Origin of the sequence: Rhizobium rhododendri, from assembly GCF_007000325.2 — a bacterium.
GTDB classification, from domain to species: domain Bacteria; phylum Pseudomonadota; class Alphaproteobacteria; order Rhizobiales; family Rhizobiaceae; genus Rhizobium; species Rhizobium rhododendri.
In genome coordinates, this window is sequence record NZ_CP117267.1 from 2506968 (window position 1) to 2524150 (window position 17183).

Annotated in this window: 15 protein-coding genes and 1 pseudogene; 8 read left to right on the top strand and 8 right to left on the bottom strand. The window is 61.1% G+C overall.

Annotation, left to right across the window (positions count from 1 at the left end; genetic code table 11):
* The first annotated feature begins 1 nt into the window (after position 1).
* Together glgX and PR018_RS12160 are read left to right on the top strand one after the other, a co-directional pair.
* Complete coding sequence (glgX, locus tag PR018_RS12155; protein ID WP_142830531.1) at positions 2-1969, top strand: glycogen debranching protein GlgX; 1968 nt, start codon at positions 2-4, stop codon at positions 1967-1969.
* A gap of 76 nt (positions 1970-2045) precedes the next feature.
* On the top strand, positions 2046-2537 hold the full coding sequence (locus PR018_RS12160; RefSeq protein WP_111218770.1) for a MaoC family dehydratase: 492 nt from the start codon (positions 2046-2048) through the stop codon (positions 2535-2537).
* Between the two features lie 39 nt (positions 2538-2576).
* On the opposite strand, the gene PR018_RS12165 is transcribed toward PR018_RS12160, so the two are convergent.
* The gene (locus PR018_RS12165; RefSeq protein ID WP_142830529.1) at positions 2577-3449 is read right to left on the bottom strand and encodes an alpha/beta fold hydrolase; all 873 of its coding nucleotides are present in this window, start codon (positions 3447-3449) and stop codon (positions 2577-2579) included.
* Between the two features lie 183 nt (positions 3450-3632).
* Here PR018_RS12165 and PR018_RS12170 point away from each other — a divergent pair, with 183 nt between their 5' ends.
* Entirely contained in the window at positions 3633-4181 is a 549-nt protein-coding gene (locus PR018_RS12170) for a TetR/AcrR family transcriptional regulator (RefSeq protein ID WP_142830527.1), read from the top strand.
* A gap of 83 nt (positions 4182-4264) precedes the next feature.
* Here PR018_RS12170 and PR018_RS12175 read toward each other — a convergent pair whose 3' ends face one another.
* The 4 genes from PR018_RS12175 to PR018_RS12190 form a co-directional block, all read right to left on the bottom strand.
* Positions 4265-4825 carry a sarcosine oxidase subunit gamma gene (locus tag PR018_RS12175; protein ID WP_142830525.1) on the bottom strand — a complete coding sequence of 187 codons (561 nt, stop codon included), beginning with the start codon at positions 4823-4825 and terminating at the stop codon, positions 4265-4267.
* The gene (locus PR018_RS12180) at positions 4818-7811 is read right to left on the bottom strand and encodes a sarcosine oxidase subunit alpha (protein ID WP_142830523.1); all 2994 of its coding nucleotides are present in this window, start codon (positions 7809-7811) and stop codon (positions 4818-4820) included. Before PR018_RS12180 ends, PR018_RS12175 begins: the two co-directional genes overlap by 8 nt.
* A complete protein-coding gene (locus tag PR018_RS12185; RefSeq protein WP_142830521.1) occupies positions 7808-8149 on the bottom strand; it encodes a sarcosine oxidase subunit delta family protein in 342 nt (113 codons plus the stop codon). The genes PR018_RS12180 and PR018_RS12185 overlap by 4 nt, the downstream gene beginning before the upstream one ends.
* A 235-nt stretch (positions 8150-8384) precedes the next feature.
* Positions 8385-9638, bottom strand: coding sequence for a sarcosine oxidase subunit beta family protein (locus PR018_RS12190; protein WP_142830519.1), 1254 nt, complete (start codon positions 9636-9638; stop codon positions 8385-8387).
* Between the two features lie 299 nt (positions 9639-9937).
* On the opposite strand from PR018_RS12190, the gene PR018_RS12195 reads away from it, so the two are divergent.
* Entirely contained in the window at positions 9938-10687 is a 750-nt protein-coding gene (locus PR018_RS12195; RefSeq protein WP_142830517.1) for a DUF5131 family protein, read from the top strand.
* On the opposite strand, the gene tcmP is transcribed toward PR018_RS12195, so the two are convergent.
* Together tcmP and PR018_RS12205 are read right to left on the bottom strand one after the other, a co-directional pair.
* Positions 10684-11835 carry a three-Cys-motif partner protein TcmP gene (gene tcmP, locus PR018_RS12200; protein ID WP_142830515.1) on the bottom strand — a complete coding sequence of 384 codons (1152 nt, stop codon included), beginning with the start codon at positions 11833-11835 and terminating at the stop codon, positions 10684-10686. The two genes, PR018_RS12195 and tcmP, sit on opposite strands and share 4 nt — an antisense overlap.
* A gap of 457 nt (positions 11836-12292) precedes the next feature.
* Positions 12293-13204, bottom strand: coding sequence for a helix-turn-helix domain-containing protein (locus tag PR018_RS12205; protein WP_142830513.1), 912 nt, complete (start codon positions 13202-13204; stop codon positions 12293-12295).
* A gap of 71 nt (positions 13205-13275) precedes the next feature.
* Here PR018_RS12205 and PR018_RS12210 point away from each other — a divergent pair, with 71 nt between their 5' ends.
* From PR018_RS12210 to PR018_RS12225, 4 genes and pseudogenes are all read left to right on the top strand, one after another.
* On the top strand, positions 13276-14049 hold the full coding sequence (locus PR018_RS12210) for an SDR family oxidoreductase (protein WP_202617173.1): 774 nt from the start codon (positions 13276-13278) through the stop codon (positions 14047-14049).
* Positions 14050-14528: 479 nt separating this feature from the next.
* A pseudogene (locus PR018_RS28465) lies at positions 14529-14654 on the top strand (small ribosomal subunit protein bS21); the annotation flags it as partial.
* A 143-nt stretch (positions 14655-14797) separates the two neighbouring features.
* On the top strand, positions 14798-15661 hold the full coding sequence (locus tag PR018_RS12220) for a tetratricopeptide repeat protein (RefSeq protein WP_224127942.1): 864 nt from the start codon (positions 14798-14800) through the stop codon (positions 15659-15661).
* A 156-nt stretch (positions 15662-15817) separates the two neighbouring features.
* Positions 15818-16930 carry an NAD(P)/FAD-dependent oxidoreductase gene (locus PR018_RS12225; protein ID WP_142830510.1) on the top strand — a complete coding sequence of 371 codons (1113 nt, stop codon included), beginning with the start codon at positions 15818-15820 and terminating at the stop codon, positions 16928-16930.
* A 22-nt stretch (positions 16931-16952) separates the two neighbouring features.
* Here PR018_RS12225 and PR018_RS12230 read toward each other — a convergent pair whose 3' ends face one another.
* A complete protein-coding gene (locus PR018_RS12230) occupies positions 16953-17177 on the bottom strand; it encodes an aa3-type cytochrome c oxidase subunit IV (protein WP_142830508.1) in 225 nt (74 codons plus the stop codon).
* Between the last annotated feature and the right edge of the window lie 6 nt (positions 17178-17183).

Sequence of the window (17183 nt, forward strand, 5' to 3'; positions counted from 1 at the left end):
GATGGCAAAAAAGCTGCAGCAGGGCGGCGTCGTCCTCACAACCGACGGCGCCGAATTTGCGGTATGGTCCAGCCGCGCTACCCTGCTCGAGCTCTGCATTTATGATATGGCGGGCGCTGAAACGGCGCGCCTGCCGATGGCGCGGGATGGCGATGTTCACCGCATCGCCGTGCCGGGATTGAGAGAGGGTGCGCGCTACGGCTACCGGGCGCACGGTCCCTACGATCCCGATAACGGCCTATGGTTCGATCCGGCAAAACTGCTCGCTGACCCCTATGCCAGGATCTTCGACCGTCCCTTCGTCTACGACAGCCGGCTCGGAATTTTCGGCGAGGATACGGCAGCGCTGATGCCGAAGGCGGTCGTGACAGCCGACATCGCCGCAAGGCGCGAGGCACCACGGTTCGCGCCCGGTGGTCTCATCTACGAAGTGGCCGTCAAGCCCTTCACCATCCTCAATACCGATGTCCCCGAGGGTCGGCGCGGCACGGTCGGCGCCCTCGCCCATCCCGCGGTTATCCGCCATTTGAAGCGGATCGGCGTCGATGCCATCGAGCTGATGCCGATCACCGCCTGGATCGACGAGCGGCATCTGCCACCGCTCGGGCTGACCAACGGTTGGGGATACAATCCGGTGTCGTTCATGGCGCTCGACCCCCGGCTGGTCCCTGGCGGCATGACGGAGCTTCGCGACACTGTCGCGGCGCTGCATGCAGAAGGCATCGCCGTCATTCTCGATCTGGTGTTCAACCACACCGGCGAGAGCGACCGGGAGGGCAGCACCCTGTCGCTGCGTGGTCTCGACAACCTGTCTTTCTACCGCCACGTGGAGGGACGCCCCGGTGAACTCGTCAACGACACGGGCACCGGTAACACGGTGGCCTGCGACCATCCCTATATCCGCCAGCTGATCATAGACAGCCTGCGTCATTTCGTGCTGCAGGCAGGCATAGACGGTTTCCGCTTCGATCTGGCGCCGATCATCGGCCGTACCGCCGAAGGTTTCCAGCCCCACGGCGAAACGCTCAGCGCCATGCTGGCCGATGACGTACTGGCCGACAGGGTCATGATCGCCGAACCCTGGGATATCGGTCCCGGCGGCTACCAGCTCGGCAATTTCCCGGCGCCGTTCCTCGAGTGGAACGACCGCGCCCGCGACGACACGCGCCGCTACTGGCGCGGGGACCAAGGCATGACCGGCGATCTTGCGACCCTGCTCGCCGGCTCGGCACCATCGTTCGAGCGCGACGGCCGCAAGCAGACCCGCAGCGTCAGCTTCCTTGCCGCCCATGACGGGTTCACACTGATGGACCTCGTCTCCAACACCCAGAAGCACAATGAGGCCAACGGCGAGAACAACCGCGACGGCCATAGCGACAATCTCTCTTGGAACAACGGTGTCGAGGGTGAAACCGACGACAGCGAGATCATCACGAGACGTCGCACTGATGTCATGGCGATGCTGTCGACCTTGTTTGCAACGCGCGGCTCGATCATGCTGACATCCGGCGACGAAGCTGGACGTTCGCAGCGCGGAAACAACAATGCCTATTGCCAGGACAACGCCATCACCTGGGTGGACTGGGCGGCGTTCGACGAGGAACTGGTGAGCCATACCGCGTTTCTTGCAGATGTCCGCAAGCGCTTCGTGATTTTTTCGCAAACCGACTTCCTGACCGACGATGACGTCGCCTGGCTCTCGCTTTCTGCAGCGTCGATGACGGTTGAGCAATGGCAGACACCCGATCTATCCACGTTGACGATGGTGTTGAACACGGTCGACCGTCTCGATCGGAAACCGGCGCGTCTCGCCGTCGTGATCAACCGGACGCATGCGGAGCAGACGTTCACGCTTCCCGTCTCGGGCGACCACCCGTGGCGCCTGCTTTCCGCCGGCAGTGAGGCGGAGGTTGCCGGGCATATTTCGGTCCCCTCACGCATCGTCCGTTTCTTGGTCCAGAGGCGATAAACCTAAAGAATTCATATCGCTTTCATCGCCTGAGCGATGTACGTCTTGGTCATCGATACCGATCGAAGGAGAGACAATGCCACGCGAGATTTCACTATCGGACGTCCAGCATATCGTCGGCACGGAAGTCGGACTGTCTGCATGGATGCTCGTCGACCAGACGATGATCGACGCATTTGCCGATGCCACCCACGACCATCAGTTCATTCACGTCGATCCGGAACGGGCCCGCGCCGAGACCCCGTTCGGCGGCACGATTGCCCACGGTTTCCTGACATTGTCGCTGCTGTCGGCCATGAACTACGATTGCCTGCCGAAAATCCGCGAGCAGACGATGGGTATCAATTACGGCTTTGAAAAAGTCCGCTTCATGTCTCCGGTGAAGCCCGGCAATCGCATCCGTGGCCATTTCATCCTCACTGAAGCCCGCTTCCGCGGCGCCGGCATGATCATGCTCACCTACGAGGTGACGGTCGAGATCGAGGACGAACGCAAGCCCGCCCTCACCGCCACCTGGATCACCATCACCCAGTTCGATCCGAAGGACAGGCCGGAGGACCATGAGTAAACTCATGGACACGGCGCTGTCCCCTCGGCGCAGGCGAAATCACCGAGCCGGGGGCTGAAGGCGATTTTCCAGGAAGGTGCGAATTAACCCGGCGATCTCTAATGCATGCGTCTCCAGCGCGAAGTGGCCGGTGTCCAGGAGATGCACCTCCGCATTCGGAAGATCGCGCTTGTAGGCCTCGGCGCCGGGCGGAATGAACGCCGGGTCATGCCTGCCCCAGACGGCAAGCAACGGCGGCTGATGCTTTCGGAAGTAGGCCTGAAACTCCGGATATCTCGCAACGTTGGAGCGATAGTCCAGAATGAGATCGAGCTGGATCTCATCGGCTCCCTGGCGCGCCATGTAGGCGATGTCGAGCGTGTAGCCATCCGGCGAGACCCGCTGCGGCAGGGTTCCTGTGAGATATTGCCAGTCGCGGATGGCTTCGGGGGTCAGCGACGCCCTGCAGGCTTCCCGGTTCTCCGGCGTCGGTTCGCGCCAATAGGCCTGCCACGGTCCCCACTGGTCGCTGAATCCATCCATGTAGGCGTTGCCGTTCTGGCTGATAATGGCCGTGACCCGCTCGGGATGAGCGAGGGCGATCCGGTAACCGGTAGGCGCGCCGTAGTCGAAGACATAGAGCGCATATGATGTCAGGCCGAGAGCTTCGGTAAAGCCGTCGATCGTCTTTGCCAGGTTGTCGAATGTATAGTCGAACGTTCCACGCGGCGGGGCCTTGGTCTGCCCGAACCCCGGCAGGTCGGGAGCGACGAGGCGATAGCGGTCGGAAAGCAGCGGAATAAGATCGCGGAACATGTGGCTTGATGTCGGGAACCCATGCAGCAGCAGAATCACGGGCGCATCGGTCGGCCCGGCTTCCCGGTACGCCACCTCGACGTCACCCACCTGTATCGTGCGATAGTTGATGTTCATTCTCGACCTCATGGGTGCTTAAGGAAATTGCGTCACACGCGCTTGTCGTTGGCCGGGATCGGCCGGGGCCACACGCAAAGCCCTCCCGCATCAAATACTACCGAACGGTCGGTTTTATCAAGTGGCTATTTCGTTTATTTCGTGCGAGGAAGATCCGTCGACAATCGGGACCGGAAGCCAGGAATGAAAGTGCTGCGAAAAGACATCGTCGCTGCCGCCCGCGAGCTGTTTCGCGACAAGGGATATGCCGGCGCCTCGATGCAGGACCTTGCCGACGTGGTCGGGTTGCGCAAGGCGTCGCTCTACGTCCGGTTTCCGAACAAGGAGGCCCTCGTTGCCGACGTCATCGCCATGACACTCGCTGAGACGTTTGCCGTCATCGGCGATGATCAGAAAGATGGCAAAGCAGCCTATGAAGCCGTGCTTCGTGCGATTGCCGCAACGTTCGCCGACCAGAAGCGATGCGTGGCGCTGCATCTGGCTTACGGCGCAGGAGACGATACGCCGCTCGCGAAGGCATCAGTCCGATCCTTCTTTGCGGAATGCCGGGATCGCCTGGCAGAAACGATCGCCGGCAAGGTAGGCCCGCAGCGGGCCAGCGATCTGGCGACCGACGCCCTGGCCCGCCTGGAGGGAGCAACGATATGGCTCGTGACAGAAAATGATCCCGCACCGCTCGACCGAGCGCTGACCGCCTCGATCAAAGAACTTGATGCCGCACTCGAGCCGTGAACCGGGGAATGCTGGCGGGGTATCGCCGCAACCGTTGAGCAAGGCCGAACGAAAAATCCCCGCACGAGGCGGGGACGATGGCTTCAGCGATATGTGCGCTCAGTGGCGTCTTCCGAGGCTTCGGCCAGAAGCCCGAAAACATACTCCGAAAACGACCGCCAGCACTCGACCTTGAAAGTCTCCGCATCCAGCCGCACCAGCACGATCTCCACCTTTCCGAACAGCGTGCGCGAGCAGGCGCCGACCGGAAAGACGGCGAGCGACAGGTCCTGCGGGCAGCCGGCCGAAAGGCAGGCTTCGGCATCAGGCCCCGACACGACAATGCCGGCGTTGCGGTGGGACACATCGGCTGCCGAATGCAGCACGCCCGAGCCGCCCGCAATGGCAACCAGATCGACCTCACCGTCGTCGATGACCAGCCATTCGTCCGGCCCAAGCCACAGTGCAATCCGGCCTCCCGTCTGCGTCGACGTCTTCGGGCTTGTCGGCAGGGCCAGGCCGAGCGCCGATGACAGGGCTGCAACGGAGGCATCGGGCGCGCGCAGCGATATTCGGCTGGCGGGCTTGGCCGGTGTCAGGCGAACGCCGGCGGAGCCGCCGTGGCGCCCGGCGAGCGGCGATGTGCGAATTGCCTGATCAACCATGGATCCGGCCTCCTTCCTTGTCAAAGAACACCATGTCGGTCACCTCGACGGCGATTGTCTTGTCGGGCATCGGCACATAGAGCGTTTTGCCCATGCGCTCGCGGCCACCGGCCACCAGCGCGAAGGCGATGGACCGACCGCAATTTTCCGACCAGTAGGCCGACGTCACGTGGCCAAGCATAGTCATCGGCTTAGGCTCGTTCGGATCGGCAACAATCTGGGCGCCCTCCTCCAGAACGACGTTCGGATCCTTGGTAATCAGCCCGACCAACTGCTTGCGGCCCGGCTTGACGAGATCCGGCCGCTTCAGGCCACGGATTCCGACAAAATCCGCCTTCTTCTTTGAAACCGCCCAGTTGAGGCCGGCATCATCTGGGGTAACGGTGCCGTCGGTATCCTGGCCAACAATGATGTAACCCTTCTCGGCGCGCAGCACGTGCATGGTCTCGGTGCCGTAGGCGCAGGCACCGAGTTTCTCCGCACGGGCCCAGACAGCTTCGAGCACAGACTGTCCATAATCCGCCGACACATTGATCTCGTAGCCGACATCGCCGGTAAACGAGACGCGGAACAGCCGTGTCGGAACGCCACAGAATTTGCCTTCCGCGACACTCATATGCGGAAAAGCCTCGTTAGACAGGTCGATGCCCTCGACGAAAGGCTCAATGATCTCGCGCGCCTTCGGGCCTTGGACAGCGATGACTGCCCATTGCTCGGTTGTCGATGTCAGCCACACCTTCAGATGTGGAAATTCCGTCTGCAGGTAGTCTTCCATGTGGTGCATCACGCGCGGCGCACCGCCTGTCGTCGTCGTCACGTGGAAGCGGTCTTCGGCCAGCCGCCCGACGACGCCGTCGTCATAGACGAAGCCGTCTTCACGCAGCATGATGCCGTATCGGCAGCGGCCGGGCTTCAGCGTATCCCAGGCGTTGGTATAGATGAGGTTGAGGAATTCCGCCGCATCGGGGCCGACCACCTCGATCTTGCCGAGCGTCGAGGCATCGAAGATGCCCGCCACTGCACGCACGGTTCGGCACTCGCGGTTGACCGCCTGGTGCATCGTCTCGCCGGCACGCGGATAGAACCAGGCGCGCTTCCAGTTGCCGACATCTTCGAAGATCGCTCCGCGCGCCTCTTCCCAGGCGTGCAGAGGCGTCTTGCGAGCGGGATCGAAGTGATCGCCGCGCGAATGGCCGACCAGCGTGCCGTAGGTGACAGGCGTATAGGGCGAGCGGAAGGTCGTCAGGCCCACCTGCGGAATGGGGCGATCAAGCACTTCGGCGGCGATTGCCAGCCCGTGCATGTTCGACAGCTTGCCTTGGTCGGATGCCATGCCATTGGTCGTGAAGCGCTTGATATGCTCTATCGAGTGCATGCCCTCGCGCACCGCAAGCCGGATGTCCTTGGCGCATACATCGTGCTGGAAATCGACGAAGGCCTTGGCGGAGGTATCCGGGCCGGCACCTTCGGCAGCGCCGACCATGCCGCCGGTCCACTCGAAGGCCTGTTCGCCGGTCAGCAGGATCTTGCCGTCACCGGTGGCACCTGTGGCCCGCGCCATCAGTTCGCCTGCAGCCAGCGATTCCTCAATAGTCTGCTGCAGGCCGTCGGTACCGTTGCAGGCGCCGATGGACAGGCAATCCTGCGCATAGGTGCCGGGCAGGAAGCGCTGCCCCTCTGCATCGAACCTCAGCTTTCCTCGCGACTGCGAGAACATATGCACCGACGGGGTCCAGCCAGCCGACATCAAGAGCGCGTCGACGGCAATCTTGCGCTTGGCGCCGCCGCCGTTGCGCGCAACTGTCATCGACGATACCCGAAGCCGGCCCGAAGTATCGATGACCGAATGGCCTGCGAGAACTTCGATGCCGAGACGGCGGGCTTCCGCCAGCGCCGCCTCGCCGGGCCGGGTGCGGCAATCGACGATGGCAGACACAGACACGCCAGCCTTTTTGAGGTCGAAGGCGGCTTCATAGGCCGAATCATGGGCCGTGTAGACGCCGATCCTGGCGCCGACAGCGACACCGTAATGGTTGAGATACTCGCGCGCGGCCGATGCCAGCATGATGCCCGGCCGGTCGTTATTGGCAAACACCATGTGCCGCTCGATGGCGCCGGTGGCGAGGATCACGCGCCGGGCGCGAACCTGGATCAGCCGTTCGCGCGGCAGCTTGCGGTCAGGGCGGGCCATATGGTCGGTGACGCGTTCGGCCAACGCCACGAAATTGTGGTTGTAGTAGCCAAAAGCCGTGGTGCGGGTCAGCACCTCGACATTCGGCATGGCCTTCAACCGTGCCGCGACGGACTGCGCCCAGTCATAGCCATCGACGCCGTCAATCCGCACGCTGGCATCGAAATGCAGCGCGCCACCGACAGTCGCCTGCTCGTCGCAGAGCATGACCTTGGCACCCGCTTCGGCGGCAGCGAGCGCTGCCGACAGGCCGGCAATGCCGCCGCCGACCACCAGCACGTCGCAATGGGCAAATCGGCTGGCATAGTGGTCCGGATCGGCCTCGGTAGGCGCCACGCCGAGACCCGCAGCACGGCGGATGATCGGCTCATAGAGGTTCTTCCAGGCAGCCTTCGGCCACATAAAGGTCTTGTAGTAAAAACCGGCGGCAAAGAACGGTGACAGGAAATTGTTGATGCCGCCGATGTCGAAGCCGAGCGACGGAAAGCGATTCTGCGAAAGCACCTTCATGCCATCGAACACTTCCTGCACGCTGGCCCGCACATTCGGCTGGCGTCGCGCCGAATCGCGCGCAATGTCGAGCAGCGCGTTCGGCTCCTCGGCACCCGACGACAGGATGCCGCGCGGCCGGTGATATTTGAACGAGCGGCCGACCAGGTGGACGCCGTTTGCGAGCAGCGCCGACGCGGCAGTATCGCCCTCAAGCGCGGTGTAGGTCTTGCCGTCAAAGGTGAAGCGGGCGGTCTTGGCGGGCGTCAGGCGGCCGGCGCCCGGGATACGATTGGCGCCGCTCATCGGGCGTCTCCTTCCGTCGCTTCATAGGTTTCGACGGGCGCGTTGGTGACTGCGGTGGCGTCGATATCGGGCTTCGGTTCGCCGGCCTTGTAGGTCTGCAGGAACTTGTCGCTAACGGTATCGCGAGCCGCGTTGAAGAACCGGCCGCAGCCGTGCATATGCCGCCAGCGCTCGAAAATCAGGCCCTTCGGATTATCGCGCAGGAAAAAGAACTCCTCGAATTCCTCGTCCGAGATCGCGGCAATATCGGTCGGGCGCACAATATGGGCATCGCCGCAGTTGCGGAACTCGAGTTCCGAACGCTCTTCCCGACAGTAGGGGCAGTAGATCAGCAGCATGGGGAACTCCCGGCCCGATGGGTATGACTTATGTGACGTGTGGCGGCAGGACGGAGAGTGGCCCGGATGTGGCGGCCTGCCCCCCTCTGTCCCTTCGGGACATCTCCCCTACAAGGGGGGAGATCATTCATTTCCCTTATGAAAACCGGCGTCGATGGTGATCTCCCCCCTTGTAGGGGAGATGTCACCGACGGTGACAGGGAGGGATGGCTCCGAACTCGAGACATCGTTGCCATCAATGCGCCACCGCCGCAGCTGCCGCTTCGTCGATCAGCCGGCCGGACCGGAAGCGGTCCAGCGCCAGGCCGGCGGAAAACTTGTGCGGTTCGTCTCGGGCGATCAGGTGGGCAAACAGATGGGCCGAGCCCGGCGTTGCCTTGAAGCCGCCCGTGCCCCAGCCGCAATTGACGTAAAGCCCCGGCACCGGCGTCCTCGACTGGATGGCCGAGCGATCCGGCGTATTGTCGACGATACCGCCCCAGGAGCGCATCATCTTGACGCGCCGAAACATCGGGAAAAGTTCGCAGATCGCATCGAGCGTATGGGTTATGATCTGCAGGCCGCCAGTCTGGGAGTAGGAATTGTACTGGTCGGTACCGGCCCCAATTACCAGCTCGCCCTTGTCGGACTGCGAAATATAGGCATGCACGGTGTTCGACATGACGACGCAGGGGAAAATCGGCTTCAGCGGCTCGGACACCAGCGCCTGCAGCGGCGTCGACTGCAGTGGCACGCGGACATCGGCCATCTTCATCACGGTCGTCGTGTGGCCGGCAGCGGAAACGCCGATCTTCTTCGTGCCGATCAGGCCGCGTGTCGTATCGACGCCGGTGACCTCGCCGTTCGGCCCGCGCCGGATGCCGGTGACTTCGCAATTCTGGATGATGTGCACGCCACGGTCGGCCGCAGCGCGGGCATAGCCCCAGGCGACGGCATCGTGACGCGCAGTACCGCCACGGCGCTGCAGGGCTGCACCGTTGATCGGATAGCGGGCGCTGGCCGAGATATCGAGCGGCGGACAGAAAGCCTTTGCCTGCTCTGGCGTCATCCACTCGTTGTCGATGCCGTAGAGCCGGTTGGCATGGATATGGCGCTTGAACGACTGCTGGTCGTGGACGTTGTGCGACAGCATCATCACGCCGCGCGGCGAATACATGACGTTGTAGTTAAGCTCCTGGCTCAGCCCTTCCCAAAGCTTCAGCGAGTGCTCGTAGATGTGCATGCTCTCTTCATAGAGATAGTTCGAGCGGATGATGGTGGTGTTGCGGCCGGTATTGCCGCCGCCGAGCCAGCCCTTCTCGATGACAGCGACATTGGTTATGCCGTGCTCCTTGGCCAGATAATAGGCCGCCCCAAGCCCGTGCCCCCCGGCGCCGATGATGACGACATCGTATTCCTTGCGCGGCACGGGCGAGGTCCACTGGGCGTCCCAGCCTTTGTGTCCACGTAACGCCTCGCGAGCCACGGCAAAAACCGAGTATTTCCGCATTCGCACTTACTCCTTGGGGAAGAGCTCTTCCAATGGGCCATACAAATCGCAAATCGAAAACCGACACAACGGTTCTTTTGCGACGCATTTGACGCAGGTGTCGACACGGCGGGAATTGGGGAGGGATTGCGGGGGACTTGCGAGCGGATAGGCTACAGTTTACGAACCATGAACTTGTCTTTAACTGCGATATTACGGCCAGAAACTGCCAGCACCATCATGGATGGATTGCCTACACGATGTGAGGTAATGAGTTCCTTCACCATGCGTGCTAAGACAACCTTGATTTGGAGTCGATCATGGCAGAAACTACCATAGAATGGACAGACGCAACTTGGAACCCAATAGCAGGTTGCACGATAATGAGCGCTGGATGCACAAATTGCTACGCCATGCGGATGGCAGCGCGTCTGGAAGCGATGGGTGTTGAAAAATATCAAGGCCTAACTCGGAAATCAGGCGGCCGAGCAAAATGGACTGGTGCACTCTATCTTGATGAGAACGCTCTCCAAATACCGGCGTCCTGGTCTCGTCCACGGAATGTATTCGTCAACTCGATGTCTGACTTATTTCACCCCGACGTGCCCGCCAGCTTTGTTGGCAAAGTCTGGTCGGTCATGGCGGAAACACCTCGGCACACATACCAAATTCTGACCAAGCGCCCTGACAGGATGGCGAGCATTCTGCGAAACGACTTCCCTGTTCTACCAAACGTTTGGTTGGGTACCAGCGTAGAGGACGGGCGCGTCACTCATCGCCTAGATGACTTACGCTTAGTCCCTGCTGCCCTACGTTTCGTCTCCTTCGAGCCGCTCATCGGGTCTGTATCAGCAGGACATCTGACGGGAATTCAGTGGGCAATAGTAGGAGGTGAATCCGGGCCAAACGCTCGTCCAATGGATTCCGTTTGGATCGACGAAATCTTCGATATGTGCACCGATTCAGATACAACATTTTTCTTTAAACAATGGGGCGGATACAATAAGAAAAAAAACGGTCGGTCGTATCGTGGCCGCACCTGGGACGGCATGCCATCAATTGCGGCTTAAGCACGCTCGATGCTGTCTTCTTCGTCCGGGACTTTTCGTCTTGGATTCTTCAGCCGCCAAGTTTCTTTTATTATCCCACTCCTTCCCAACTCTGCGCAAATCTGCTTAGCATCAGTCTTGCGCAGCATGTATTGGTCGAGCATCATTGGCCAGATTTCAGAAAACGGTTTCGGACAGCTTGGCAATTGGTCACGAAGCCAGCCTTTCGCGTCCTCTTTGATATCGCTAATCTGGGCATCAATAGAAAGTCCTGCCAGCGAGGCGGAAATGTCTGGGCCGAACAAATCGGGCTGTCCCGTCCTGTTCTCGCGGTTGATCTCCCTCGCTGCAGCTCTCCGCATACCGTGACCCTTTAGAGCCTGGTATTCAACTTGCCGATAAGCGGCGAGTCCCTCGACGCTCCGTGTCCCGTACACAATGTGGAAATGTGTTCGGTCAGAAATTTTCTCGATTGGGGTGTTTAGGACGTATTTGAAATTTCCTGCCTTCCAAAACTGCTCACGAAACAGGGTAAGCAGGGCTTCTTCTCGCAACAACTGAGATAGGTCGAGACGTGTCTTCCAGTTCGCGCCGAGGATACCGTCAAATGAACTTAATGTGGTAGGGTCGGACGATGCGGTAAACCGACTGACGAAGTCGTACATAAAGTTAAGCAATACTTCGCCTTGCGAGTGCTCGAAAATTGGCTTTACCTTTGCGAACCCGTACCCAGTCCATCCCGTGGGATCGATGAATGTCAGCGCGAAGGAGTTCGCCATGGTATTTTGAATTTGAGGGACGGCGTCTTCAAACTTTCCGTTGAAAGTCTCGATGAAGAACCCATTGGCGGGGTCGTGATGGGGAGCGACCGCAGCCTGCAGCTTAGCAAAAGAACCAGTGTTCTCCTCGACAAAAAAACACCTGATGATTGGCCGCTTTCCTGTGGCACGGACTTTTGCCTGAACGTCCTTTAGAACCTGAATTGCAATCATGAATGACGAATCGGAGTGGTCCGGTGTTCTTGACTTCCAAGGGCCTGAGAATCCATCAATATAAGAGAGCGTCACCCATCCGCCTTGCAGCGTCTTAAAAGCGAGCGTCTGCAGGTACCGTCGGAGGATGAAGTGCTTAGCCTCGGTCTGCTCTCGATCCTGATATACCGGTATCATGCGGAAATCCTCCCAAAATACATTTTGCACAACTTAACGCTGAGTTGCAGCTAAGCCAACGAGCCTTTGTTGTGCAATGGTATTTTTCCCGCTTCCGGACCATTCTGCCTATTTCCTAGGGAGATGAACCAGGAAATCATGGAGTCAATATCGGCCTTTCAAACTCGGCGCGCGTCACATGGACGGGAAGTTTTAACGTTGATAGCTGGTACTGATGTTTTAAATGCAGAATCCCCATTTTCTCCCGACCCCCACCCCTCCCCCCTCATCTCAACTCCCACCCCCGATCTGCGACCCCCACGACCAGTCGCCCGGCCACAAGCCGGGCGGGCGACACACTTACCGTTACGGTCGGTGACTGGGATCGACAGGTTGGCGGGGTTCAATCGAACCGGGAAACGGTGTTCCCGTGCAGGCATTTGTCAGCGACATCCCGGCTTCCCAACACTTACGCCCCCTATACCCGCAGCGCGCCGGGGGTCAGGCCATCTTCCCGGCGCATGATGGCCGTGAGATGGCTTTGGCTGGAGAAGCCGCAGTTGAGCGCGATCTCGGCCAGCGGCAGCCGTCCATTGACGATCAGTGCGCGGGCCTGATCGAGGCGTAGGCGGGTGAAATACTGGTGCGGGCTCGTCCCCGTCCGGCGCCGGAAAGAGCGCAGCATCTGGCTTGACGAGAGCTCGACCAGCGCGGCCAGCGCGTCGAGCCGGACACCGTCTGTAAGATGCGCCTGCATATGGTCGCGCACCTGTCGGAACTGCCGGTCCGACAGGCCGCCCAGATCCTTCTGAGGCCGAGCCACGCCATATTGCCGGATAAGGTGGATGCCGAGCAGGTTGAGGAGCGAATCAAGCTCGAGGCTCGCCATTGTCCCGTGCGTGCCCGAACGCAGCTCGTCGCGCAGCATGCCGCCGAGCAGCCCGACACGGCGGTCGACGACCGGCAATGCGTCCGCGACGACGGTGGCAGCCGGCAGATCGAGGTCGGACTGGGCGAGGTCATCGAGCCACTTCTGCGACAGCGAGAACGCCGCCACCTCCTTGGGCTCATGCCAGCGCGCCCAGTAGTCCGCCCCTGCCGGCACGATCTCGCAGCACCCGCTAGCAGCCGAAGCGGTGCGGATCCGCGTGCCGCCGAGGCGCGACTCGCGGTTGCTGAAGGGCTTGAAGGACAAAAGCACGAGATGATGGGGGATCGACTGGCTGATCTCGCCGGCGTTCCGCCGGTTCCACGCCGCCGTCCCGAAATCCGACCGGACAAGCCTGCCCCAGTTCGGCACCGGTGTGTCGGTAGTGGCAACATGGGGGGCTTCGGGTGGAATGGCATCTGACATGTCTATTCCCCGTCCGGCGTGCGGATTTACTAACAACGATGCGCGTATCCTGAAAGCCGCACCCCTCCATGTCGCCTATTCCTTGCTCATCAACAAGGAGAAAGACAATGACAACGAACGACATGAGCAAAAACATCGATGGCAAGGTAGCGGTTGTGATGGGTGCAACGCGCAATCAGGGCCGGGCCTACGCCGTCATGCTGGCGCGCAACGGCTGCCGCGGGGTGGCCGTCCACTATCACGGCGAGGCATCAAGGGGCGAAGCGGAAGAGACCGCCGCCGAGATCAAGCATTACGGTGCCGAGGCGCTTCTGTTCAGCGCCGACCTGACAAAGGTCGCCGACGTGGTGAAATTGTTTGACGCGGTCGACGAGACGTTCGGCCAACTCGACATCGTGGTGAACACAGTCGGCAAGGTGGTCAAGAAGCCGTTCGTAGAGATCACCGAAGCCGAGTTCGACCAGAGCTTTGCAATCAACAGCAAGGCGGCGTTCTTCTGCATGCAGGAGGCAGCCAAACGGATCGCCGACAACGGCCGGATCATCAACATCGGCACGACGCTGCAAGCGGCAACGACCGGGCTCTACGCAATCTACGCCGGGTCAAAGGCGCCGCTCGAACACTTCACACGCGCCCTTGCCAAGGAAATCGGCCACCGGGGCGTCACGGTCAACACCGTGGCACCTGGCCCACTCAACACCTCGTTCTTCTACCCAGTGGAGACGGACGATTCGAAAGCGTTTCTCTCCGGCATGAGCCCCCAGAACCGCCTCGGCGAGATCGACGAAATCACGCCACTGATCGAGTTCCTTGTCGGCCCGGGCGGCGGCTGGGTGACAGCCCAGACCCTCTTCATCAACGGCGGCTTCATCGCCCGCTAAACCCATGACCAACCGGCGTCCGTCGCAAGCGGGCGCCGATCCCACATCGAAAAGCGCCGATGAACCATTCGAGCGGGCCATCGGCTGCCTCGATTTCGGGCGGCACCGGACAGAGGCACCGCCTCGGCCTTGTCGCTCTTCGGCAACCACGAACCGGCCGCGCTCAGCGGCTCCGACCAGTTCGTCCGGGCGCCCATGTGGCCCCTCATCCTATGACCATATGCGTCCCGCCGATAGAAAGCGGCTTTCGCATCCGTCGTACGAGCTCAGTTGCCTTGACCAGGCCCTGTCCCGGCGCCGAAGCATACGACATAAAGCGGGCATGTCCGTCCCGAGTTATGACGTCCGGCACCTCTCCTTTTTCCCGGCCTCCCCCATCCCCTCATCTAGACTTCCACCCCCCAATCTGCTATCGCCCACGGCCAATTGCCCTGTCTCAGGCTGGGCTAGCCACACAATTTTGCCTTCAGGGTCGGTGACTGGGACCGGCTGGTTGGCGGGGTGCAATCGAACCGGGGAACGGTGTTCTCGTGCAGGTACTTGTCCGCGACAACAAGGTCGACCAGGCGCTCCGCGCGCTCAAGAAGAAGATGCAGCGCGAAGGAAAGATCGGATAGTCGTTATTTCGACGTTTTCGAATGTATGTGTGGCGGGGCGAATCATTCGCCGCCGCCATCTTAGTTTATGAACAAATCTCTCGGCACAGCCCGATCTGACCGCATGGAAAGCGAAATCCGGAATGGCATTTATGACGCATGAACAGTCCCGAACCCCGATCCGGTCCGCTTCTGTTTGCAGGGCCGGCAAGTCAGCATTGCCGCTTCTGGCGCTCGTCGCCGCGATTGGCCTTGCCGGATGCCAGACGAACTCCACGGACGCGGTCATCCGCATCGACAAGGCGCAGGGTTCGCAGGAAAACATTTCCTCGCTTAGCTCCGTCATCGCCGCCAATCCGTCGGATCCGGAAGGCTACAACGTGCGTGGATCGGCCTATGGCCGCGCCGGCGAATTCTCCAAGTCGCTGGCCGACTTCAACCAGGCGATCCAGCTCAATCCGAAATTCTACCAGGCCTATGCCAACCGCGCGCTTGTCTACCGCAACATGGGCAAGCAGGCGGAAGCCGCCGCCGATTACTCCTCGGCGCTGCAGATCAACCCGAACTACGATGTCGCCTATATCGGTCGCGGCAATATCTATCGCCTCGCCGGACAAGACGACCAGGCCTTCAACGACTTCTCCAAGGCGATCCAGCTCGGCACGACGGACGGACGCGCCTATCACGGCCGCGGCTTGATCTTCCAGAAGCGCGGCCAGCAGGAAAAGGCGATCGACGATTTCTCCAAGGCGATCTCGCTGTCGCCGAATTCGCCGGAGCCCTACAACGGCCGCGGCATCTCCTATATCGCCAACAAGGATCTCGACAACGCCTTTGCCGACTTCAACCACGCCATCGACCTCGACAACAAGGTGGCGGAATCCTGGTCGAACCAGGCGCTGGTCTATGAACAGCGCGGCGACAAGGCGAAGGCACAGAAGTCCTACCAGCACGCGCTCAATCTCGACCCGCGCTTCCAGCCGGCCAAGGACGGCCTCGCCCGTCTTCGCGGCTGATAGAACGATACCCCGGCGCAACCAGCGCCGGGCATCCCCAGGCATTGCGGAAGGCGTCGTTTCGCAATGCCTCATTGCAAGACCTGCCTGAGTGACACAGTCTTCCCGAAGGCGCCGCAGACTTCCTCAGGACGCCACTGACATGCGAGGCACCGCTTGGCCCAGCTTACATCCGCGTCCCCTAAAATCATCGTCATCGGCGCCGGCATCGTCGGCGCCTCCATCGCTTGGCATCTGGCGATGCGCGGCGCATCCGTAACAGTTGTCGCTACGAAGACCGGCGGCGACGCGACGCCGAATTCCTTTGCATGGATCAATGCCAGCTGGGGCAACCCGGAATTCTATTTTCGGCTGCGGCTGCGCGCCATGCAGGAATGGAAGCGAATGGCCGAAGACCTGCCAACGCTGCCGCTGCAGTGGACCGGCGCCCTGTGCTTCGACTTGTCCGTTGGTCAGCTTGAAGCCTATGCCGTCGAGCATGGTGGCTGGGGCTACGATCTGCGCTCCGTCGCCCGCGACGAGAGCCGCGCTATCGAGCCGCATCTGGCAGACCCGCCGGAATTTGCGCTGTTTGCGGCCGAGGAAGGCTCCGTCGAGCCCGAAATCGCTGCCCGCTGCATGCTCGGCGATGCCTTTCGCCTTGGCACGACATTCCTGCCCAATCTCGTCGTCGAAGCGCTCATCGAGAAAAACGGTCGCATCGTCGGCATCAGGACGGCCGATGGCCCGGTCATGGCCGATCATGTTGTGCTGGCTGCCGGCACGGGGTCGGCCGCCATCGCTGCTTCCGTCGGCATCCATCTGCCGATCACATCGCCGCCTGGCCTCATCGTACATTCGAAGCCGTATCCAAAGCGCCTGAACGGCCTCGTCATCGCCCCGCATCTGCATATGCGCCAGACGACCGAGGGCCGCATCATTGCCGGCGGTGATTTCGGCGGCAGCGATCCCGGCAGCGATGCGCAGGGCGTTGCCGACCGCCTGTTTGCCGAGGTGCGGACGATGCTGGACAATGCTGCGGATCTGGAACTCGAAACATACACCGTTGGATACCGCCCGACGCCCGTCGATGGCTTCCCCATCATCGGCGACACCGGGCAAGCGCCGGGCCTATACCTTGCCATGATGCATTCCGGCGTCACGCTGGCGCCACTGGTCGGACTGCTGGCTGCCAACGAAATCATCGGTGGCACGCCTGACGCCTCCCTGGCGCCGCTGCGTTTCAGCCGGTTCACGTCCGGCACACCTCTGATCAAGCACGGACGCTGATGCGCACCGGCGAAATCGGCGCTCAGCGGGTCATGATATAGCCGACGAAGGCGACAATCACGAAGATAAGCACGCCACCTACCAGTCCCGCATGTCCGAAAAACCCGCCGGCCATGGCAATCAGCAGTGCCGCCACGAACACGCTCAGCAGCTTGGCGCCGTTCAGGAACAGGGAATAGGTCTTCTCGTGCTCGTTATAGTCCATCGGAGCGCCGGTTTCGGATGGACCGGTCGGATGTTCTGCCATGATGAT